Source organism: Oscillibacter sp. (assembly GCF_032018205.1).
GTDB lineage: Bacteria > Bacillota > Clostridia > Oscillospirales > Oscillospiraceae > Oscillibacter.
This window is the reverse complement of sequence record NZ_DALZOY010000010.1, coordinates 105,826-126,414: the sequence shown is the minus strand read 5'-3', so window position 1 is coordinate 126,414 and position 20,589 is coordinate 105,826. Positions and strand designations below refer to the sequence as shown.

Below are 20,589 nucleotides of genomic sequence, written 5' to 3'. Positions count from 1 at the left end.
CAGCGTAGGTCGAACATCCTTGAGAAAAAAGTGTAAAGTAATATTGACAATATCAATTTCAGCAACGAGACAATTATCATCTGGCTTTCCAAAATCCTTAATAAACACCGCAATTGTTGGCTCGTTAATGATTGAGCGAGGCAATAGTGGTTCACCTGGTCTTTGAAAAATAGCATGATAAATAAATTCTTCTAAAATGGGGGTTTCTGTTTTATTTAGTAAACGGATTTGATAGTTTTTCATGCACACCTCGGTCGCAATATGTTCTAAAATTAACTAAATTATATCAGCGTATCAAAACATCTTCAATAAAAAGAAAGGAGCTTCACCATGAACGAAAAAGACAATTATCTTAGGAACGCAGAGCTTTCCACCGAGCAGAATTACAACATGATTGATGGGCTTCCCAATAATGCCCCTTTGCCTGTTCCACAGGCCCGCCCGGAGGAAAAACCAAAAGACCGGGTAAAGGAGCCGCCGGCAAAGCGGCGAAGCCGGGAACGGGAGGAACGGTGACACCATACAAGCGCAAGCGGGATATTCACTTGCATGTCATGGTTACAGCAGATGAATTTGATACCATTAAACAGCGTATGGCAGAAGCCGGGATAGTCAACACAGGCGCATATATCCGCAAAATGGCGCTCAACGGGTATGTGCTGAATGTTGACCTTTCCCCTGTGCGGGAGCTTGTTTCCCTGCAACGCAGATGTTCAAACAATATCAATCAGATAGCCATTCATGCCAATACCTACGGTGTGTATCCGTCCGAAATTGCCGCCCTGCAAAAAGGATATACCGAACTTTGGGGCCGGGTATCCGATATTCTGGAACAGCTTGCAGCGGTTACAGCGCTATGAGGGCAAGGGGAGTTTTCCGCTCCCCTTGCCCTCATCATCTAATACAAGCTATTAGTCGGTTAAAAATTACGAAGTGCATCTTCTAATTCTGATCTTCTATTTTTATAATAGTCAAAAGAGTATAAAGCGACTTTTTCAACAATATTATTTTTTTCTAATTTTGCAATATCTAAAGAAACATCTTCCCCTTCTGCTTGCAATGTTTCTTCAATCAGTTTGTAATGATTATAAATTACAGCCATTGTTAAAGACGCAAATCTCCCCAGAAAGATTATATGCTCTCTTTTTAACGCCATTGCTATATTTCTTGAGTTACCCTTAATATAATCTTTCAAAGCAGACAAATCTTTTTCTGTAAGCGGTTGAAGATACATGCTGCTAAAAGCATCATAACCATCTATTTTAGCTTTAAGATGTTCTATTGCGTCCTTTTCTGAAGAACCACGGGTATGCTCACTTCCTCGAGCGCCGTTATTTATACTTGCGACATAACAAAGTTCTGCGGGTGCGCCTTTATCATACTGAACAAGAATAGAATATCCTTTATATTCTGTTAACATGCCATACCTCTTTCTGCTTTTTAATCGATCAAAATACCGTATCGTATTTAAGCGATTGGCTAATTTTTACCAACAATTTTTGGCATTTTTCTTTGTCGGGAAACGATGTATTGCCACAGTCGCATATTAACGAATTAAGTTCTTCCAGTTGTGAATGGAGTGATTTAGGAACGTAAATAAATACTTTGGCATAAATTTTTTCATACGCGTCAGATACACCTGTAATTAATATTTCGCGAGAAGTTACCGAGATGTATTCTTCAATAACAGCAAGTCCGCGTTGTTGAATAATCTCCATTTTTTTGATTTTAGATAAATGCCGATTGTTTATAATTGAAGTCACAATCGGAGAAATAATGGCAACTACTAAAGCTATCCAAGCAGCAGTTGCACTCCAATCAATATTCATATGTATCACCTACTTAATTTTAAGATTATATTTTATATTATACATCTCAATACTTCTTTTGACAATAAAAATGACTTCGGGCCAACTTGGCCCGAAGTCACAGGACAAGATCGGTGCGGCCTCGACAACATTGTTGTCCTCTTTCCTGCATGGTAAAATATAGGTAGGATAAACAATCTAACTTATGTTTTTAAGAAAGGGGCTTTGTATTATGAAAATAATCGGCAAAATTATTGCTATACCATTTATGATTGTGCTGACCCTGTTTGGCACAATGACACGCTTTCTCTTTTGCTTTGCTTCATCAATTCTTACCGTTATATCGGGCATTTTAGGTCTACTGGCTATTGCCATGTTTGTTACAGGCTGTATGTTGAACAACTGCATATGGGTAATGGTATTTGCTTTCCTGCTTTCCCCCTTTGGAATACAGTCTATTGCAGAATGGTTGATTGATGGAGTGAACGGCATAAGCAACCGGCTGCGATTCTACATTATGGACTAATTGAATTTGAATAAGCGCCGGGCAACTTCGGGCCAAGTTGGCCCGAAGTTGTTTTTTACTGGAAAGGAGGGCCGCACATGGCAACAACCTATTTCAAACCCCATCACATCAGTAAGGGCGAAACGATAGCACAGTCTATGAAAGACCGTTTTGACTACGGACAGAACCCGGAAAAAACACAGGGCGGCGATTTGGTTCTTGCTTATGAGTGTGACCCGAAAACCGCAGATGCGGAGTTTCTTTTGAGCAAGGCCAAATACAAAGCCGTTACAGGCCGGGAGCAGAAAAAAGACGAGGACATTTTGTGCTATCAGGTGCGCCAATCCTTTGTTCCCGGCGAAGTGGATTCCGAAACGGCGCTAAAAATCGGCTATGATTTCGCCATGCGCTGGACAAAGGGCAAACACGCCTTTTTTGTAGTTTCCCATGTTGACCGCCCCCACCCTCATGTTCATATCTATTACAATTCAACTACTCTCGATTGCACAAGGAAGTTTCGGGATTTTCTTGGCTCGGCCCGTGCGGTTCGGCGGCTCTCTGACCGAATCTGCCTTGAAAACGGCCTTTCCTATATTGTTAATCCCAAGCTGAAAAGCAAGGGAAAATACAGGCATTATGGGCAATGGCTCGGCGGCAACAAAACGCCTACCTTTCAAGAGCGCCTAAAGGTGCAGATTGATATTTGCCTTGCCGACAAGCCGCCCGATATGGACAGCTTTTTACAGGCAATGGGGTTGGCTGGCTTTGAGGTCAAGCACAGGCGGGGCGGCGGGATCAGCTTCCGCATGGAGGGGCAGGAACGCTTTACACAGCTTCGGGCTTCTACGCTCGGCAAGGGCTACGGCTTAGAGGATATACGGGCGGCGATTGAGGGCCGGGCCGCTCCTATGGAACGGCGCAAGGTAAATCTGATTGTAGATATTCAATCCCGTATGAGAGCCGGGAAAGGCCCCGCTTACGAACAGTGGGCCAAGATATATAACCTAAAGCAGATGGCGGCGGCATTACAGTATTTGCAGGAAAACGGCTTGATGGATTATGCCGATTTGGAGCAAAAGGCAGCACAGGCGGCAGACCGTTTCCATATGCTTTCAGACAGCATAAAATTCACCGAAACCGCCATGCGTACCAATACGGAATTGAAAGCGGCGGTTGTGGATTATGCCAAGACCCGGCCAGTATTCGAGGGGTACAAGGCGGCGAAGTACAGCAGGAAATACCTTGCGGAGCATGAAGCAGATATTGCCGCCTACCGGGCGGCAAGGGCTACTATGGATAGGCTTCTGAACGGTTCCAAGCTCCCCAAAATGGATACGCTCAAAACGGAGTTTCAGCGGTTGTCGGCAGACAAGAAAAAGGCTTACCAGGAGTACCGGCAAGCCAAAAAGAATATGCAGGAAATTATAACGGTGAAAAGCAATATAGACCATCTGCTCGGCCTGACAGACGGACAGAAAAACAAGGAAATGGAGCGATAGCTACATGACGCAACATGAGGTGCAACGCACCGACTTCGGGCCAACTTGGCCCGAAGTCGCAGGGTTTGGGGAAGGCACTCCCCAACAAGCAGTTTTGAAGATTTCTCGTAAGGGAAAATCTTCAAAACGTGCAACTGTGGCCACAGTTGCCCTGCTTGCCGTTTAGCGGAAGTGTTTAAATTCTGCCATATCTGCTATATATAGATTGAAGATAAACAAACAAAAACATAAAATGAATGAAATTCACTCATTGACATTTTAATTATATAGTGTTACACTGTTCATTGAAAGAGGGAAATCAGATGATAAGAAATAAAGAAAAATCAAAAATTGCTTTTAATCAACAAGCGGCCACTTATGACGAAGATATAAAGGGACAACACGCAAGAAATCTTTATCCAGTATTATTGAAGAAACTATCTGGTCTTGATTTCAATACCACTCTGGATTTAGGTTGTGGAACAGGAACTGTTATGCAAGCTATTCTTCAATCGTTTCCAGATAAAAGGGTTTATGGAATTGACATTTCTGAAAACATGTTGCAAAAGGCAAAGGAAAAATTACAAGACAACGCTTACCTTACATTAGGGGATTCAGAACACCTGCCATACGCAAATGAAACGTTTGATGTTGTCTATTGCAATGATTCCTTTCACCATTATCCGGCTCCTGAAAAGGTTATAGCAGAAGTTTATCGAGTTTTGAAGCCAACAGGTAGCTTTATTATAAGTGATTGTTGGCAGCCATTCTTCGGTCGGATAATTATGAATGCGTTTATGCGTTTTAGCAGTGAGGGCGATGTGAAGATGTATTCTAAGCACGAGATATGCCGTTTGCTGGGTTTGTATTTTCAAAATGTTATCTGGCAAAAAGCAAACCATACTTCATTCATAGTTTCTTCAATAAAATAATGAAAGCAGGAGGTACAAAATAGAATGGCTCGCATTTCAAAAGAACCAGAGGTACGAAAACAAGAAATATTAGATGCCGCTATGGTTCTGTTTTACGAAAAAGGATATGAAAAAACATCCATGACAGATATAGCGAATAAGATAGGGGTAGCCCAAGGCTTATGTTATCGCTATTTTCCGTCAAAGGAGATTCTGTTTGACTCTTGCATACAAGAGTATGCAAACAAGCTGGCAGACAAGATGAAAACCATTCTTTGTAATGACAGCCTGACCTTAGCACAAAAGTTGGAACAGACACCATCATACATTGACTTTGAAAAAGATGACAGCATTCACTATAAACTATTTCACAACGAAAATAGTAAAAAAATACATGACCAGTTGTCTATAAGGGTTTGCGAAATTATGGTTCCTTTCGTTGCCGAATTGTTCAAAAAGGCAAATGAAGCTGGGGAAACACATCTAACTGATCCTGAGACAGCCGCTTCCTTTGCTGTATACGGGCAGTTAGGAATTTTGCTCAATGAACAAATGCCTGGCTCTGAAAAAATCACAAGAATTAAAGAATTTCTAAAACTTATACTGCAAATATAACCTTGACCCTGCTTTTACAAGCAGGGTTAAAAACAAAACAATAAATGAATGGTTTTCATTCATAAAAGGAGAATACTATGACCTCAAATATAGATTTTATTAATGCTGACACGAGAAAAGCTTTTATTAAAATGGCCTTACCCATGATGGCGGCTATGTTTTTGAATCTGGCCTATAATATCATGGACAGCATTTGGGTAGGCAATCTATTAGGCGAAACGGCTATGGCGGCTTTAACTTCTTCCACCCCTGTCATATTACTTTTGACTGCAATCGGAATGGGAGCAACCAACGGACTTTCTATTATCTTGTCTCAAAAAATAGGCGCTGGCGATAAAAAACAAGTAGACAGTTTAGTTACTACATCATTTGTTGCGGCAGTTTTGTTTTCCGTTATTTTAACAATTTTCTTGGAGTTAGGATTACCCACAATTTTAAATTGCTTAAATACACGTTCTGAACTTTTTGATATGGCCTATGATTATTTAGCAGTTTATTTACTCGGTTATATTTCGACATTTCTCTATTTATATTTTGCCGCACTTTTGCGCAGCTACGGAAATACTTCCCTGCAAGCAATTTCAATTTTACTTTGTACTGTTTTGGACTGTATTTTGAATCCTATATTTATCAAGTGGATTGGGTTCAATGGAGCGGCGGTTACAACCATCATTTCAGAGAGCATTTCAGTTATCATTTTGGTTGTTTATTTAGTCAAGAAAAAACTGTTTTCACTGCATTTCTCACTGATTGATTTTCCTCTTATCAAGCCTATGATAAAAAATGCTCTGCCCTCTATTGTACAGCAAAGCATTCCCGCTATCAGCACCAGCTTTTTAACAGCGGTTATCAGTGCATTTAGTGTTACAGCGATTGCGGGTTATGGAATTACCGGTAAATTGGAAACTATTCTTCTTTATCCGGCTATGGCATTTAATATGGTAATGACAACAATTATAGGGCAATGTGTTGGTGGAAAGAGGACTGACCGTGCAAACGACTATTTGAAATGTTCCATTTTAAACGGTGGTGCTATCGTATTGGTATTATCCATTTTGGTAGCTGCCTTTGCAAAACCGTTATCACGATTATTTGTAAATACCTCCGGTGTAGCAGAATTAGTTTCAATGTATTTTCTGATTGTTGGAGCAGGCTATGTATTTAATACGATAACAAATTGTTTGCTTGGAACCATTAACGGTATGGGAAAACCTATGGTCGGTATGTTGCTGATGATGTTTTATTATCTTGTGGTTCGTATGCCTTTGGCGTGGATATTCTCAAAGACATTTTTAGGTCTTAATGGCGTTTGGCTTGCAGTCCTAATCAGCCATATTGTTGCCTGTATTTCTGCCGCACTGTACTACATAATTTATAAAAAGAAAAACAAATATCAGGACATTGCCAGTTGATAGAAGAACAATCACTCTAACAATCGCTTATATGTTAGAATTATGCTGCTGCTCTGATGAATTATTTTTAAGATATATACTTGGATTATCAAGCGGTGGCTTTTGCTATAAATCATAGTTCAAAGCCGTCGCTTCTCTTCAAAAAAAGAGGTTGTGGAGGGTGTAATAAGTGCGCCCTTTTTTCTCTCAAAATATGATGGCGGCGGCTTGGGAATAGGAGTTTTTATGTATCCAAAGCCGCTGTTTTATTTTGGGGAGGAACCGTTGCTTCATTGTAACGGTTTGGCTTAGCTGACGCTCCACTTTTTCAAAAATTCAAAAAAGCAATTTCAAAATATACATACGGCTACTGCGGCCATTTTTTCTTCGACACCGTTCGAGTAATTTCTCGGACTGGTGTTTTTTTGTACTTCGGGCCAACTTGGCCCGAAGTCCGGGCAGGGCCGCCAAAGCATAGCGGCCCCGGCTGTCGTTCCCCGCCTTTTCTCCATTCATCAGCCCGTAAACCCTGCGGAGCAATCCGCAAGCATGATGAATGGAGGAAAAATAATGGACAAGCCATTAGTAACGATAAAATATAAAACCGCCAATGGGAGTGAAATTTGTGTTGAGGTTTCAACTCCGGTTAAAGAACTGCTGGAACAGTCCACCCGGCAAATTCAATCCCAAAGGCGGCAAGACAGGCGACACCTTGATTATGTGGATTTTATAGACGGTTTGACCGACACGGCTATGATGAACCCACAAGAAGATATTGCCGATCTCGTGATTAGAATGGAAAGCTATCAACGGCTTCATGCCGCTATCAATCAGCTTTCCGATATTCAGCGTAGGCGATTGACGTTAAATTTCATTGACAACCTGACCCACCGCCAGATTGCGGAAATTGAGGGCGTAGATCAAGCCGCCATAGGCCGCTCGATTAAACGTGCTCTAAATCAGCTTTGCAAGCTCCTTGCTGAATAGCGAATACTTACCGGGGGCGGCCTTGCTTTTGCAGGGCCGTTTTCCTTGCAAAATCAGTGTAACAAAAAAACCATAAGTACGCAAGTGCGTATACGTTAAGGCGTATGGATTGATATGCTTGTCACATACCTTTGGAAAGGTGGTGAGGGCATAAAAATTAAAGACGCTATTGCAGAACGCTTTCGGCAGTTATGCGAAGAACGCAACATATCATTTACCGAGTTGGCCCGGTTGGCAGGAGTAACGCCCTCCACCGTATACAGTATGTTAGAGCCGAAACGCAGGGATGTAAGTGCCGTTACGGTAAAGAAGCTGTGTGACGGATTGGATATGTGTATTATAGACTTTTACGATTGTGATTTATTTCGTAATCTGTCACCGGAAATTGAATAAGCCGAAGCAACAGGAAACGCCTTGCAGTATCAAACTGCCAGGCGTTTTTCTATGCAAATCTATATATGTTTGGGTCGGCAAAACGCCTTTTCCAGTCCTAATAAGTAGAGGGATATACTTCTCCCTTTCTGCTCTTTGACAATAAAATATCGTTGGCCCGGATACGTTCAATCAAGAGGGAGCCAAGCCATAGAGTACGCCAAGACCGCCCATGTGAAAGGGGGAAAGACCTAACGGGGCGTGAGCGATTAATACTGACTGTGGCAGAGTGGATATGGCAAGCCACCCGGCGATAATCTTTTGATTGGTATATTGATACTTGCGGTTTGAACGCTTCACAGCATTGACCGCCACGCCATCAGCATGGGGTGAGGTGAGATTCCTATGAGGGCGGTTGCCGCCGCCCGTCCGGGCCAGCGTTTTTATATAAAGGGAGTGCCGTACCGTTCCTTTCTGTCTTATGACAGGCCAACCCATAACGGTATGGCATACTCCCGATTGATGAATGGAGTTTTACTATGGAAAAGGAATTACAGTTATTGCTGTTTCAGCAATGGAGCAACGGCGCTTGTCGTGGCTATGTCATTCGGGCTATGGAAAACTGTGATTTCAGCCCGGACGATATAAAGCGTGTGGTATCGGAGCTTCACTATGTTTTCGATATATGCGGCATAGAAGAAGCCGAACAGCACTATCAGAACAGCCCTTATTGACTTCGGGCCAAGTTGGCCCGAAGTATGTGGAAAGATTAAAAGCCATCACTTTGACCGTAAAAGTGGTGGCCTTTTGTGTTTTCTCATAGGACAATCCGAGCAATTCATATACATGGAAAGGAGGGGGCGATTGTGATTGAAGAAACGTATTCCAATATCAGAATTGGCAAGCGTGGACATAGAAGCTGTAAACAAAGAGGATTTAGTTGATGTTAGCGGCTTCATCTTTGATACGACTGTGCCGCAGGAACAACGTGCGGCGAAAGTCATAGCAGCAGTAAAAAATCCCTATTGTTTTCGTGTGGGGGATATAGGCGTTAAATTGGAGTTTGCCGAGGATGCCCCTGCCCTGCAAGATGTGTTTGCCGACTTTCTGAAACGCAAGAAAAGCGGCCTGTAAAGCCAGTTTACAGGCCGTGACAACATTGTGTTGCTTTATGCCAAAATGGTATAATATAGGTGTAAGGTGATGGAAAGGAGGCCGCTATGGCGCGGAAAAGCCGAGCTAATATTTCACAAACATCTATGGTGAGAAAATCCAGAAAAATATGGTATGTTGGACTTTACATTAGACTGTCCAAAGAGGATGAACACCCACTAAAACATGACGATTCCGAAAGTGTTAAAAACCAAGAAAAAATCCTAAGAGCGCATTTTGGCGCTATGGACGATGGCGATACATATGAGATTGTCAAGGTATTTATTGACGATGGCATATCTGGCACAACAGACGAAGAACGAGAAGATTTTCAAGATATGCTGACCTATATTGAAACCGGAAAGATAAATTGCGTTGCCGTGAAAGACTTGGCACGTTCTTTCCGTAACTATGGCGATCAGGGCTATTATTTAGATGATTACTTCCCCCGCCATGATATACGCTTCATATCGTTGTATCATCGAAACGCTGGACAGTTATAAAGACCCCCGCAATATGCGGAGCATTGCCGTACCAATACAAGGCGTAATGAATGAAAATCATTGTGCCGAAACTTCCGATAAAGTCCGGGCGGTATTTGACATGAAGCGGAGCAACGGGGAGCATATCGGCTCATTTGCCCCCTTTGGGTATTTGAAGCACCCAGAGGATAAAAACGCTTTAGTCATTGACGAAGCCGCCGCCGTTGTTGTCCGGGATATTTACACCATGTTTTTAGACGGTATGAGCAAAAATGCGATTGTACGAAATTTGAATGAACATGGCGTCTTATGCCCGGCGGCATATAAGCGGGAGGTTCTAAAGCAGAAATATACTAATCCGAGCCTTGACCCGGCTAAAAAACCCCTATGGACAGCAACCTCGATTACTACCATATTGAAAAACCGTATGTATTGCGGTGATATGGTACAGGGCCGCTACCGCAAGAAAAGCTATAAAATCCATGTACAGGAAAGAACGCCAGAAGAAGAATGGTATATTGTAGAGAACACCCATGAGCCAATCATAGAACGGGCAATCTTTGAAAAGGTTCAGACATTGCTACTGAAAGATACCCGAACCGGCCCACAGCAGAAAAAGCTATATTTATTTAGTGGTTTCCTACGCTGTGCGGATTGCGGCAAAGCAATGGCCCGAAGTCAAGTTAAAGGTACAGTATACTACTTCTGCCGTACCTACAAAGACCAGTCAAAAACGGCTTGCACTAAGCACTCTATCAAGCACAACCGATTAGAAGCGGCTGTACTCTATGCGGTTCAGCAACAGGTTTACTTAGCTGTTCATTACTCCAATACGATTGCTTATATCAACAAGGCTCCTTTACTCAAAAGCCAATCTGTCAAATTGCAGAACGCTTTAGAGCAAAAAGAAAAAGAGCTTGCGAAAATTACACGATATAAACAAGCGGTTTGGCAGGACTGGAAAGACGGAGAAATCTCACATATGGACTACCGCCATATGCGGGAGGATTATGACAATCAGATGCAGGAGCTTACACAGGTTATCGAAACGCTTAGAGCGGAAAAGGAAGAGCTTGAAAATGGCATTGATGCCGAAAGTCCTTTTTTAGCAGTTTTCAAGCAATTTCAGAACATTGAGAAGCTGACAAGGGATGTTCTAACCGAGCTTGTGGAGCAAATCAAAGTACATGAGAACGGCAACATCAGCGTAAAGTTTAAGTTTGCAGATGAACTACGCCGGGTCATTGAATATATAGAAATCAACACCCAATCCGAAGCGGTTTAAAAACCGCTAATAAAAAGGCAGTTTGTTTTCCTAATAATAGTGCCTCGGTAGGTCCTGTCGGGCCTGTCGAGCCCTGTGCCGTGCAGTAATAATACCCACAGCAGCATGAGCAGCCGCCATACGGCGAATTACAGCGCGAACATCTCTAATTGTCATAAATTGACATAGCATAGCTCCTTTATCAATATCAAAACTTCTCTTGAATACTTGTTAAAGATTTGTGGCCCCTCTTTACTATATTCTAAATATAAACAGAGGTGATTTTATCGAAATACAGAAGATAGCTGCTTCCCGCCAAGAGAGTTCCGGGTAGCGGAGGTCTTTATCTGCGGCACCCCGTTATTGCCGAAAATAGAACCAGTCTCCACATCCACAGTGGAACGAAACGGAATGGGCGCTGTACGGTATCTGTATGGGCAGAACTTACAAAAATCATGCAAATATATCCGGCTCTGGCTACGATTACGGAAGCGATCATGCCGTTATATGCCCCTCCTAGAGAAACGCTTTATAAAGGCTTCCGTCACTCACGTCGATTGCGCGCTGCACCCCGACTTCAGCTACGCGTGTATGAACGTTCGTGTAAACCGTGTTACTGATATTTAATATACCAATCAGTCCGACATAAACCTAACCCCCACGCCAGCAATTTCTTTTCTATTTTGCCGCCTGCTGGTAGCTATTTGTCCTAACACGGCAAGCATAGGCATTTCCTTCCCGTTATAAGCGGTCCGCCAGATCAAAATAGCCTTTCATAAGAGTGACAATTCCCTTTTCATCGTCTGCCAATAATATTTTCTTGCTCATATCCATCCCAGCTATTTCTTCGGACGACTTGCATTGACAGAATGACCGCAGCATGATATAGTGATAAAAAGAAAGTGTGGTGTGTTGATGTCGGTCGTCCTGTAAGGATTTAAGTTACGCGCATGAGATGGGCAGCTATCTGCTCTTATTTGTGTTGTCAAAAACTGCCTTACAGATTGAACGGACATCATTTGTGATAATGGTGTAGTTTGTAGCGCAGTGATATACTGCGCTTTTTTTGTTTTCTTTCTATAAGGCATCATTAGAAAGGAAAAACAGTATGTTTTCATTTACAAACCGATTTATGTCCGACAATAAAAACGCAGAGTTTTTAAAGGAAACTATGATGGGGCCAAACGCCCTGCGGGTTGCGGAGGAATTGGCGTCGCACCTGAGCATCAACGAGCATACGCGAATTCTTGACCTTGGCTGCGGATGCGGCCTTTCGACGCTCCTGCTTGCGGAAAAATATGGCGCGGCTGTGTTCGCCGCCGACCTTTGGATTTCACCCACTGAAAACTATGAGCGTTTTCAATCCATTGGCATTGACCACAAAGCCGTTCCCATTTCCGCAGACGCAACCAAGGGCCTTCCCTTTGCCAACGGATATTTTGACCTGCTGTTCACTGTGGACGCCTATCACTATTTCGGCGACACGGAGGAAATGCTTCCGTCGCTCCTTCCTCTTGTGAAGAAAGGCGGCTATGTGGCCATCGCCATTCCCGGCCTGAAATACGGATTTGAGGAAACTGTTCCTGAAGAAATGAAGCCGTTCTGGAATGACGAGGTAGCACGGACGATCCGCTCTCTTGCCTGGTGGAAAGCTTTGTGGAGTAAAGAAGCGGGAATTGAAATTATGGATATCCGTGAAATGAGCTGCTGCAAGCAGGCATGGGATGAATGGCTGACTGCCTACCATCCCGTTGTTGCCGGCGACATCAAAATGATGGAGGCCGAGGGCGGAAAGTATTTTAATCTGATCCAGTTCATCGCCAAAGTCATTTAAATATGCGCGGAGCCTGCCCCTGTGTATATGGGGCAGGCTCCGCGCGGTTTTTGTATACATCTGTTCCTTTTCTTCCTCTGGCCCGCTTACAAAGGTTTAAATCGACTCCGGAAGAAAGCCCCGGGCCTCGGCGATCAGCTCGATTTCCCGCTTGGCCTGAGTGAGACAATCCAGTACCAGCGCTTTTTTCTCCTCCGAGCAGCGAAACATCGGAACGGCCACGCTGAGCGCGGCAAAGGTCTGCCCGTCCCTGCGCAGCGGAACGGCCCAGCAGTATAGCTGCTCCGCCGATTCCTCCCGCTCCCAGGCAATGCCTGTTTTTCGGATTTGCGCAAGCTGCCCAAGCAGCGTGTCGAAATCCACCACGGTATGCTCCGTCAGGCGGGGAAATCCGTCGGCATACAGCTCCCGAACCTCTTCATCCTTCAGGTCGCTCAGTAGGGCCTTTCCAATGGCCGTTCCGTTGGCGGGCAGCCGGTTTCCCACATGGGAGATCATGCGGATGGGCTGCGGAGAGTCCACCTTGCGGATGTAAAGCACCTTATCCCGGTCCAAAACGCCCATCTGGCAAGTTTCCTCGCAGCTTTCCACAACGGCCTCCATCACCTGCAGGATAAAATCCACGGCGCCTTGATTGTCCGCAAAGCTGCCGCCCAGCGCATAGGCGCTGATACCAATGTAATATCGGTTTGACGGGCGGTCCAGCCGGATGTATTTCCGGCTGAGCAGTGTGTGAAGAATGGGAAAAAGGCTGCTCTTCGGCGCATCCAGCGCCACGGACAGCTCCGTCAAGGTGCTTCCGCCGTCCTTTGAAAGCGCCAGATATTCCAGAATATCCAGCACCCGGGCGGTAGAGCGGTGCTCCTGCGGCATAGATTGTGCCTCCATTTCAGTAATATTTTTACTTTCAACACTTTAGCACAGTGGGCGGCAGGTTACAAGCGGAAGTTGCAAACGTCGCTTTTAGAATGCACACGATAAGCAAGAGGCCCCCAAAAAACCAACATATTTCCCAAAAAATTTTGAAATCAGAAATTCTTCTATTGACATAAAGCCAAATCTGTGTTAAAGCTGAATAGTGAAAGTCCTATTTAAAAACTCAGTTCCTATATAGGAACAAAACAGGACAGCAACAGAGCTACCATTCAATTTAAAAAGCGCCCGGAGCGGGCGAAAAAAGAGGAAAAGAAGGGAAAAAACCATGAGTAAAAAGCTTGCGGTGATGGACGGCAACACAGCCGCGGCGCATGTGGCGTATGCGTTTACGGAGGTTGCGGCCATCTACCCCATCACTCCGTCTTCCCCCATGGCGGAAAAGGTGGACGAATGGTCCGCCAAGGGCCGGAAAAACCTGTTTGGATCCACGGTGGACGTGATTCAGATGCAGTCCGAGGCCGGCGCGGCAGGTACCTGCCACGGCTCCTTGCAGGCCGGCGCACTGACCACCAGCTTCACCTCCGCACAGGGACTGATGCTGATGATCCCCGCCATGTACGCCATGGGCGGTCAGTTCCTGCCCAACGTGCTGCACATCGCCTCCCGGGTGGTCACCTCCAACCATCATTCCATTTTTGGCGACCACACCGACTTTATGACCTGCCGTACCACTGGGTACGCCATGCTGATGTCCTCCACTCCGCAGGAGTGCATGGATTTGGCGGCGGTGGCCCATTTGTCGGCCATCCGCTCCAAATATGCGTTTATGCACTGCTTTGACGGATTCCGCACCTCTCACGAGATGCAGCGCATTGAGACGCTGGATTATGAAGACCTGCGCGGGCTTCTGGATAACGACGCTCTGCGTGCCTTCCGCCGGAACTCTCTCAACCCCGAGCACCCCACCAACCGGGGCAACAACGTCAACCCCGACGTATACTTCCAGTGTAAGGAAGGCGCCAATGAAAAAGCCGCTGACGTGCCGGGTACCGTGCAGCACTACATGGACGAAATCAACAAGCTGACGGGCCGGGACTATAAGCTGTTTAACTACTACGGTGCACCCGACGCGGAAGAAGTTGCCGTCATCATGTGCTCTGCTTCCGAGACGGTGAAGGAGACGGTGGATTTCCTCAACGCCAACGGGCGGAAGGTTGGCCTGCTTCAGGTCCGGCTGTATCGGCCTTTCTCCGTGAAGCACTTTGCCGAGGCCATTCCCGCCACCTGCAAGAAAATCGCGGTGCTGGACCGGTCCAAGGAAACCGGCTCCGTGGGCGAGCCGCTGTATCTCGACGTGGTCACCGCCCTGAATCAGGCGGGCCGGACCGACATCCGCATTGTCGGCGGTCGGTATGGCCTCTCCTCCAAGGACACCACTCCGGGCCAGTTTGTCGCCGTGTTTGATAACCTGCGTCAGGCCCAGCCCAAAAATAACTTTACCATCGGCATCAACGACGACGTGACCAATACTTCTCTGGACTATCAGGAGCTGGAGCTGTCCCCCGCTGGTCAGACCTCCTGTAAAATCTGGGGTCTTGGCGGCGACGGCACGGTGGGCGCGAATAAGAACGCCATCACCACCATCGGTCTGGTGGCAAATAAGTATGCTCAGGCTTATTTCTCTTACGATTCCATGAAAACCGGTGGACTGACCCAGTCTCACCTGCGCTTTGGCGATGAGCCGATTCGCTCCACTTATCTGGTTTCCTCTGCGGACTTTGTGGCTGTCCACGCACCCACCTATGTCAGCAAGTACGACACCGCCGCAGACCTGAAGGAAGGCGGAATCTATCTGCTTAACTGTCCGTGGTCTGTTTCCGAGCTGGAGGCGCACCTCCCCGCCTTGCTGAAACGGGAGCTTGCCAGCAGGCACGCCCGGTTCTACATTATCGACGCGGCCAAGATTGCCGAGGAAATCGGCCTGCGCGGCAGAACCAACAACATCCTTCAGGCTGTCTTCTTCGCCCTGACCAAGGTAATTCCTCTGGACGTGGCTGTGGAAGACATGAAGAAAAACAACTACAACTCTTATTTCAAAAAGGCCGGACAGAAAATCGTAGATCTGAACGACCGGGCCGTGGATGCAGGCGTGAGCGCCGCCGTGAAGGTGGAAATTCCCGCATCCTGGGCCACGGCGCAGGATGCGCCCGCCGCAGAGCTGGAAACCACGCCCTTTGTCCGTGACATCGTTCTGCCCATGGACCGCCAGCAGGGCGACAAGCTGCCCATCTCCGTCTTCAAGAAGTACGGGGTGCTGGATGGCACATGGGAAAACGGCACCTCCGTCTATTCCAAGCGGGGCGTAGCCACCGCAGTCCCCAAGTGGAACGGCGAGAGCTGCATCCAGTGCAACCGCTGCTCCATGGTCTGTCCCCACGCGGCGCTGCGTCCCGTGCTGCTGACGGAGGAGGAGAAGGCCGGCGTTCCCGCTTCCTTCGCCACCGTACCCGCCAAGGGCCTTGGTAAGGACGCTCCCCAGTATTCTTTCCGCGTGCAGGTTTCGCCCTATGACTGCCTTGGCTGCGGCGTGTGCCTGACGGCCTGCCCCGCCAACCAGAATGAGAAAATGGCCGACGCGCTGGTGATGACGCCTTTTGAGGAGATGAAGCCGGAGCAGGTCAACTTCAACGAAGTCGCCATGAACGAGGCGTACCTCAAGAAGGAAATGGTCAGCGACAAGAGCGTGAAGACTGCTCAGTTTGCCAAGCCCTATTTCCAGTTCTCCGCCGCTTGTGCAGGCTGCGCGGAAACCACCTACTTGAAGCTTGTAAGCCAGCTTGTGGGCGACCACATGTACATCGGCAACGCTGCGGGCTGCTCCTCCGCGTACAGCGGCGGCGCCCCCATCCTGCCCTACTGCCGCGACCAGCGGGGCTTTGGCCCCGCGTGGGAACACTCCCTGTTTGAGGACAACGCCGAGTTTGCCTACGGCTTCTTCCACGCGCAGGACGCCATCCGCAAGGAGCTGTTCCTGCGGTTGGAGAGCCTGAAGGCCGCCGGAGCCGCCGCTTCCGAAATCGAAGCCTATCTCGCCGGCTGGGAGGACAAGAGCCAGTCCCGCGCCGTGTCCGACGCGCTGATTGCCGCGCTGGAGCGCAGCGAGAAGACAGAAGAGGTTCAGTTTGTTCTGGACAGCCGGGAATATCTTGCAAAGAAGTCTGTTTGGGCCGTGGGCGGCGACGGCTGGGCCTATGATATCGGCTTTGGCGGCATCGACCACGTGCTGGCCCAGAATCGGGACGTGAATCTGCTGGTGCTGGACACCGAGGTTTACTCCAACACCGGCGGACAGTCCTCCAAGTCCACCCCCACCTCCGCCGTGGCGAAATTCTCCGCAGGCGGCAAGAAGATTGCCAAGAAGGATTTGGGCGCAATCTTCATGAACTACGGCTACGTATACGTGGCGCAGGTTGCCATGGGCTATGATCAGGCCCAAACCCTCAAGGCCATCCGAGAGGCCGAGGCCTATCCCGGCCCGTCCATCATCATCGCTTACTGCCCCTGTCTGGAGCACGGCATCAAGGCAGGCATGAGCTGCACTCAGAGCGAGATGAAAAAGGCTGTGGAGTCCGGCTATTGGCACCTGTATCGCTATGATCCCCGCCTGACCGAGCAGGGAAAGAATCCCTTCCAGTTGGATTCTCCCGAGCCGGACACCGGAAAGATCATGGGCTATCTCATGGGCGAAAACCGCTATGCGGCGCTGGCCAACAACTTCCCCGACCGGGCCGACGCACTTTATGAAAAGGCCGTGCAGGACGCGAAAAACCGCTACTCCAAATACCGCAAAATGGCGGAGAACGGCTAACAAACACGTCACTTCCCCCCAGCCGCCTCTCGGCGGCATGGGAGAAGCTCCCTCGTTTGAAAAGAAGGCAGACACGCCGCGCAAAAGCGCGGCGTGTCTGCCTTTATGCCCATTGTGCAGTCAGAAATTTGACGCGGGGCGGCGCTGATGGGCGGCGGCTTCGGCGGCAAGGAGGATAGGTCCGTGCAGCAGTACGCGGCCCTGATGGCGTGGGTCACCAAAAAGCCCGTCAAAGTGAAGCACACCCGGCAGGAATCTTTGAATTACCATGTCAAGCGCCACCCCATGGAGATGGAGTTCCCCACCGCCTGCGATGAAAGCGGCATTCTCACCGGCACGAAGGGCATTATTATCGCGGACACCGGGGCCTACGCCTCTCTGGGCGGGCCGGTGCTGCACCGGGCCTGCACCCACGCGGCGGGGCCGTACAACTATTAGAATATTGACATTTTTGGTATGTCCGTCTACACCAACAACGTCGTCTCCGGCGCGTTCCGGGGCTTTGGCGTGACCCAGAGCTGCTTTGCAATGGAAATGCATATCAACCTTCTGGCGGAGATGGCGGGGCTGGCCCCGTGGGAATTCCGCCGCCGCAACGCCATCAAACCCGGCGATGTGCTTCCCAACGGGCAGACCGCCGACCCCAATACCAATATGGCCGCGTGCTTAGACGCAGTAAAGGACATGTTTTACGCAAATCCCTACACGGGCATTGCCTGCGGCTTTAAAAATTCCGGGACCGGCATGGGAAAAAGGGACATTGGGCGGGTTCTACCGTCCGTGGAACAGTGGAAAATCCACATCCGCACCTCCGCCTCCTGCATGGGACAAGGCATCGGACAGATGGCCCTGACGGAAATCTGCCATGTAACGAATCAAGCCCCCGCTTTGTTTGTCTTTGAGGCGGCGGACACCGTGCGCACGCCGGATTTCGGAACGTCCACAGCTTCCCGCCAGACGGTGATGACCGGCGAAGCCGCCCGACGCGCCGGTGAAAGTCTCAAATGCGCGCTGGACAGCGGGAAAACGCTGGCCGAGCTGGTGGGCCGGGAATTTCTTGGAGAATACTCCGCCCTCACTGATCCATTAGGTGCGGTGAAAGAAAATCCTGTCAGCCACGCCTCCTATTCCTATGGCGCGCAGGTGATTGTGCTGAACGAAGAAGGAAAAATCACCAAAGCTGTCTCCGCCTTCGACGTGGGAACCCCTGTCAACATCGAATCTGTGGAAGGTCAGATTAAAGGCGGCATGATTACGGGCATCGGCTGCGGCGTGACCGAAAAGTTTGAGTGCGAGGACGGCTATCCGAAGAGCAAATTCGAAACCATCGGTTTTATGCGGGCAACGGAAGCCCCGGAGCTGGAAGTCATTCTCCGCCGTCCCGCCGAGGAGGATCAACTCCCCTACTCTCTGGGCGCCAAGGGCTGCGGAGAGCTGTGCATGATTCCCACGGCTCCTGCCTGCGCCCATGCCTACTACCGGCTGGATGAAAAATTCCGTCAAAGCCTCCCGCTGAAGGGCACGCCTTATCGGAAAGAATAAACGATTACAGCGCAATCAAAAGCGGGAACCGGTAAAATCGGCTCCCGCTTCCCTGTTTTTGGTCAAGTCTCTCTAAAAGCCGTTCTCCCCGCGTCAGGTAATCAGCAGCTTCGCGTAAAAGGCCGTTTGGTTCTGCGCAGCAACAATTTTTGCCTGACGCAAGAGCGCCTCCACTGTCTCCCGGTGTTCCACGGCATTTTGGCAGGCAGCCCCGGACGGAAATCGTTGGGAGCGTTCTGATTTTCCCCGCAAACGCAGGAAGCAGCTCCTCTGGAAATCCCGGCCGCTTTCCGTCGTCAAAGCGCTGGGGAATGATCCGCAGCCCCACAGGCTCCAACATCCCCTCCCACTGATGAAGCCGGGCAATCCGGTCAATTTTCTGAAGCTCATCCCAGCTATTTGCAATAAAACGGCACATTCAAATATAGCTTTTAAGCTCATGATCTACTAAATAAACTTCTTTCATCTGCTGTCCCGCATTGGCTTTGGTCTTGTGTCGCCAATCCAATATCGCCACAGCTTAACAGTACGCAAATTTAAGCCGTTTTTTTAATAATAAGAAAATCTGTACCAGTACAAATTACAACATAGAGCAACCAGACAGCCCCATAGGTTGCAAACGAATTTCCAAGCAGAGGATACGGCGCAATGAAGCCCGCATATCCGCCGAAAAAGCCGTCCAGCAGATTAAAGCAGATTGAAATGGGAATCAGCCCCAAAATCCATATGTTAATTAGGCAAAAGTGCTTTTTCGCCTTTGCTCTTGTGCCTTCATCCCCAATATTCTGTCCAATTGCAAAGCACACGCACCCAACCGCTATAATAATCAGACCAACCGCAACAGAGGAAGATTGTTTCTCCTCATACCAAATCATCATCGCGGCGATCAGTCCTATAAAGTTCAATGCCGTGCCAACAATTGAAAATACTCCGGCATCCGGCCTTTTTCTTATTTCCTCCGACTTTGGATCAATCCCTTTTAAAAGATAGTCCGTGGTCACGTTAAAGTAATCGCTCATGACAATAATTTTATCTATCTCAGGCATGCTTTGCCCGCCCTCCCATTTAGATACGGCCTGTCGGGAGACTCCTGTCTGCTCTGCAAGTTCTTCCTGTGATACTCCCTTTGTTTTTCTTAAGCTTTGTATTCTGTCTGCTATATTCATAATATCCCCCTTTCCCAGGTAATGCTATAGTACCCTACGCCATGGTTGCACTGCCATCACCCAAACCTGAATATATGTCAACCGGCGGTTGCTATGTCGCTAAATCAAATTTATTATATACGTGATTCTTATAAATTAAACTGATTTTAACATAAGAGGCAAAGATTTAATAGCCGTATGTTAGGTTAATTCCTAACGCATAGATATTTAAGTGGTCAGGGTTCAATAATAAACTCGAACTCCGAAGGTTGTTTGTGAAGATATATCTCACGATTTGACATATGCCCAGAATAGAACCGCCCTGCTGATCGTAAATCAGCAGGGCGGTTCTATTCTGC

The 20,589-nt window shown here is 47.7% G+C and carries 18 protein-coding genes and 3 pseudogenes; 15 read left to right on the top strand and 6 right to left on the bottom strand.

The features are described from left to right. Positions 1-243 (bottom strand): annotated as a pseudogene (locus RTU96_RS09610) (hypothetical protein); the annotation flags it as partial. Positions 244-330: 87 nt separating this feature from the next. Here RTU96_RS09610 and RTU96_RS09605 point away from each other — a divergent pair. Together RTU96_RS09605 and RTU96_RS09600 are read left to right on the top strand one after the other, a co-directional pair. Next, on the top strand, positions 331-516 hold the full coding sequence (locus tag RTU96_RS09605; protein WP_312636352.1) for a DUF4316 domain-containing protein: 186 nt from the start codon (positions 331-333) through the stop codon (positions 514-516). Then, complete coding sequence (locus RTU96_RS09600; protein WP_397356785.1) at positions 513-860, top strand: plasmid mobilization protein; 348 nt, start codon at positions 513-515, stop codon at positions 858-860. The genes RTU96_RS09605 and RTU96_RS09600 overlap by 4 nt, the downstream gene beginning before the upstream one ends. 59 nt (positions 861-919) lie before the next feature. On the opposite strand, the gene RTU96_RS09595 is transcribed toward RTU96_RS09600, so the two are convergent. Then, a complete protein-coding gene (locus RTU96_RS09595; protein WP_312636351.1) occupies positions 920-1,420 on the bottom strand; it encodes a hypothetical protein in 501 nt (166 codons plus the stop codon). 28 nt (positions 1,421-1,448) lie between these two features. After that, positions 1,449-1,829 (bottom strand): hypothetical protein, encoded by a 381-nt coding sequence (locus RTU96_RS09590; protein WP_312636349.1) that lies wholly within the window; start codon positions 1,827-1,829, stop codon positions 1,449-1,451. A 211-nt stretch (positions 1,830-2,040) separates the two neighbouring features. Between RTU96_RS09590 and RTU96_RS09585 the strand changes: the two genes are divergently transcribed. The 11 genes and pseudogenes from RTU96_RS09585 to RTU96_RS09535 all read left to right on the top strand — a co-directional run bounded on the left by RTU96_RS09585 (position 2,041) and on the right by RTU96_RS09535 (position 12,799). Next, positions 2,041-2,334: a CD1845 family protein gene (locus tag RTU96_RS09585; RefSeq protein WP_312636348.1), complete on the top strand. Its 294-nt coding sequence runs from the start codon at positions 2,041-2,043 to the stop codon at positions 2,332-2,334. A gap of 77 nt (positions 2,335-2,411) precedes the next feature. Beyond that, complete coding sequence (locus tag RTU96_RS09580) at positions 2,412-3,812, top strand: relaxase/mobilization nuclease domain-containing protein (protein ID WP_312636347.1); 1,401 nt, start codon at positions 2,412-2,414, stop codon at positions 3,810-3,812. Between the two features lie 302 nt (positions 3,813-4,114). Beyond that, positions 4,115-4,723: a class I SAM-dependent methyltransferase gene (locus RTU96_RS09575; protein WP_312636346.1), complete on the top strand. Its 609-nt coding sequence runs from the start codon at positions 4,115-4,117 to the stop codon at positions 4,721-4,723. A 24-nt stretch (positions 4,724-4,747) separates the two neighbouring features. Next, entirely contained in the window at positions 4,748-5,317 is a 570-nt protein-coding gene (locus tag RTU96_RS09570) for a TetR/AcrR family transcriptional regulator (RefSeq protein ID WP_312636345.1), read from the top strand. Between the two features lie 77 nt (positions 5,318-5,394). Beyond that, the gene (locus RTU96_RS09565) at positions 5,395-6,729 is read left to right on the top strand and encodes an MATE family efflux transporter (protein ID WP_312636344.1); all 1,335 of its coding nucleotides are present in this window, start codon (positions 5,395-5,397) and stop codon (positions 6,727-6,729) included. 549 nt (positions 6,730-7,278) lie between these two features. After that, positions 7,279-7,695 (top strand): sigma factor-like helix-turn-helix DNA-binding protein, encoded by a 417-nt coding sequence (locus tag RTU96_RS09560; protein WP_312636343.1) that lies wholly within the window; start codon positions 7,279-7,281, stop codon positions 7,693-7,695. Positions 7,696-7,809: 114 nt separating this feature from the next. Continuing rightward, positions 7,810-8,088 carry a helix-turn-helix transcriptional regulator gene (locus RTU96_RS09555; RefSeq protein ID WP_312636342.1) on the top strand — a complete coding sequence of 93 codons (279 nt, stop codon included), beginning with the start codon at positions 7,810-7,812 and terminating at the stop codon, positions 8,086-8,088. A gap of 518 nt (positions 8,089-8,606) precedes the next feature. Further along, a complete protein-coding gene (locus RTU96_RS09550) occupies positions 8,607-8,801 on the top strand; it encodes a hypothetical protein (protein ID WP_312636341.1) in 195 nt (64 codons plus the stop codon). A 136-nt stretch (positions 8,802-8,937) separates the two neighbouring features. Beyond that, a complete protein-coding gene (locus RTU96_RS09545; protein WP_312636339.1) occupies positions 8,938-9,201 on the top strand; it encodes a DUF6870 family protein in 264 nt (87 codons plus the stop codon). Positions 9,202-9,287: 86 nt separating this feature from the next. After that, positions 9,288-10,986: pseudogene (locus RTU96_RS09540) on the top strand (recombinase family protein). A 1,087-nt stretch (positions 10,987-12,073) separates the two neighbouring features. Further along, positions 12,074-12,799, top strand: coding sequence for a methyltransferase domain-containing protein (locus RTU96_RS09535; RefSeq protein ID WP_312636338.1), 726 nt, complete (start codon positions 12,074-12,076; stop codon positions 12,797-12,799). A gap of 96 nt (positions 12,800-12,895) precedes the next feature. On the opposite strand, the gene RTU96_RS09530 is transcribed toward RTU96_RS09535, so the two are convergent. Next, positions 12,896-13,672, bottom strand: coding sequence for an IclR family transcriptional regulator (locus RTU96_RS09530; RefSeq protein ID WP_312636337.1), 777 nt, complete (start codon positions 13,670-13,672; stop codon positions 12,896-12,898). A gap of 328 nt (positions 13,673-14,000) precedes the next feature. Between RTU96_RS09530 and nifJ the strand changes: the two genes are divergently transcribed. Together nifJ and RTU96_RS09520 are read left to right on the top strand one after the other, a co-directional pair. Further along, positions 14,001-17,543 carry a pyruvate:ferredoxin (flavodoxin) oxidoreductase gene (gene nifJ, locus RTU96_RS09525; RefSeq protein WP_312636336.1) on the top strand — a complete coding sequence of 1,181 codons (3,543 nt, stop codon included), beginning with the start codon at positions 14,001-14,003 and terminating at the stop codon, positions 17,541-17,543. A 144-nt stretch (positions 17,544-17,687) separates the two neighbouring features. Continuing rightward, a pseudogene (locus RTU96_RS09520) lies at positions 17,688-19,085 on the top strand (molybdopterin cofactor-binding domain-containing protein); the annotation flags it as partial. 4 nt (positions 19,086-19,089) lie between these two features. On the opposite strand, the gene RTU96_RS09515 reads toward RTU96_RS09520, so the two are convergent. Both RTU96_RS09515 and RTU96_RS09510 read right to left on the bottom strand, forming a co-directional pair. Beyond that, positions 19,090-19,503: a hypothetical protein gene (locus tag RTU96_RS09515; RefSeq protein WP_312636335.1), complete on the bottom strand. Its 414-nt coding sequence runs from the start codon at positions 19,501-19,503 to the stop codon at positions 19,090-19,092. A 118-nt stretch (positions 19,504-19,621) separates the two neighbouring features. Beyond that, positions 19,622-20,251 (bottom strand): helix-turn-helix transcriptional regulator, encoded by a 630-nt coding sequence (locus tag RTU96_RS09510; RefSeq protein ID WP_312636334.1) that lies wholly within the window; start codon positions 20,249-20,251, stop codon positions 19,622-19,624. Positions 20,252-20,589 lie beyond the last annotated feature (338 nt).

Coding starts and splice junctions, on each gene's coding strand:
- RTU96_RS09605 (WP_312636352.1), top strand. CDS start 331: ATGAACGAAAAAGACAATTATCTTAGGAACGCAGAGCTTTCCACCGAG.
- RTU96_RS09595 (WP_312636351.1), bottom strand. CDS start 1,420: ATGTTAACAGAATATAAAGGATATTCTATTCTTGTTCAGTATGATAAA.
- RTU96_RS09590 (WP_312636349.1), bottom strand. CDS start 1,829: ATGAATATTGATTGGAGTGCAACTGCTGCTTGGATAGCTTTAGTAGTT.
- RTU96_RS09585 (WP_312636348.1), top strand. CDS start 2,041: ATGAAAATAATCGGCAAAATTATTGCTATACCATTTATGATTGTGCTG.
- RTU96_RS09580 (WP_312636347.1), top strand. CDS start 2,412: ATGGCAACAACCTATTTCAAACCCCATCACATCAGTAAGGGCGAAACG.
- RTU96_RS09575 (WP_312636346.1), top strand. CDS start 4,115: ATGATAAGAAATAAAGAAAAATCAAAAATTGCTTTTAATCAACAAGCG.
- RTU96_RS09570 (WP_312636345.1), top strand. CDS start 4,748: ATGGCTCGCATTTCAAAAGAACCAGAGGTACGAAAACAAGAAATATTA.
- RTU96_RS09565 (WP_312636344.1), top strand. CDS start 5,395: ATGACCTCAAATATAGATTTTATTAATGCTGACACGAGAAAAGCTTTT.
- RTU96_RS09560 (WP_312636343.1), top strand. CDS start 7,279: ATGGACAAGCCATTAGTAACGATAAAATATAAAACCGCCAATGGGAGT.
- RTU96_RS09555 (WP_312636342.1), top strand. CDS start 7,810: ATGCTTGTCACATACCTTTGGAAAGGTGGTGAGGGCATAAAAATTAAA.
- RTU96_RS09550 (WP_312636341.1), top strand. CDS start 8,607: ATGGAAAAGGAATTACAGTTATTGCTGTTTCAGCAATGGAGCAACGGC.
- RTU96_RS09535 (WP_312636338.1), top strand. CDS start 12,074: ATGTTTTCATTTACAAACCGATTTATGTCCGACAATAAAAACGCAGAG.
- RTU96_RS09530 (WP_312636337.1), bottom strand. CDS start 13,672: ATGCCGCAGGAGCACCGCTCTACCGCCCGGGTGCTGGATATTCTGGAA.
- nifJ (WP_312636336.1), top strand. CDS start 14,001: ATGAGTAAAAAGCTTGCGGTGATGGACGGCAACACAGCCGCGGCGCAT.
- RTU96_RS09515 (WP_312636335.1), bottom strand. CDS start 19,503: ATGTGCCGTTTTATTGCAAATAGCTGGGATGAGCTTCAGAAAATTGAC.
- RTU96_RS09510 (WP_312636334.1), bottom strand. CDS start 20,251: ATGAATATAGCAGACAGAATACAAAGCTTAAGAAAAACAAAGGGAGTA.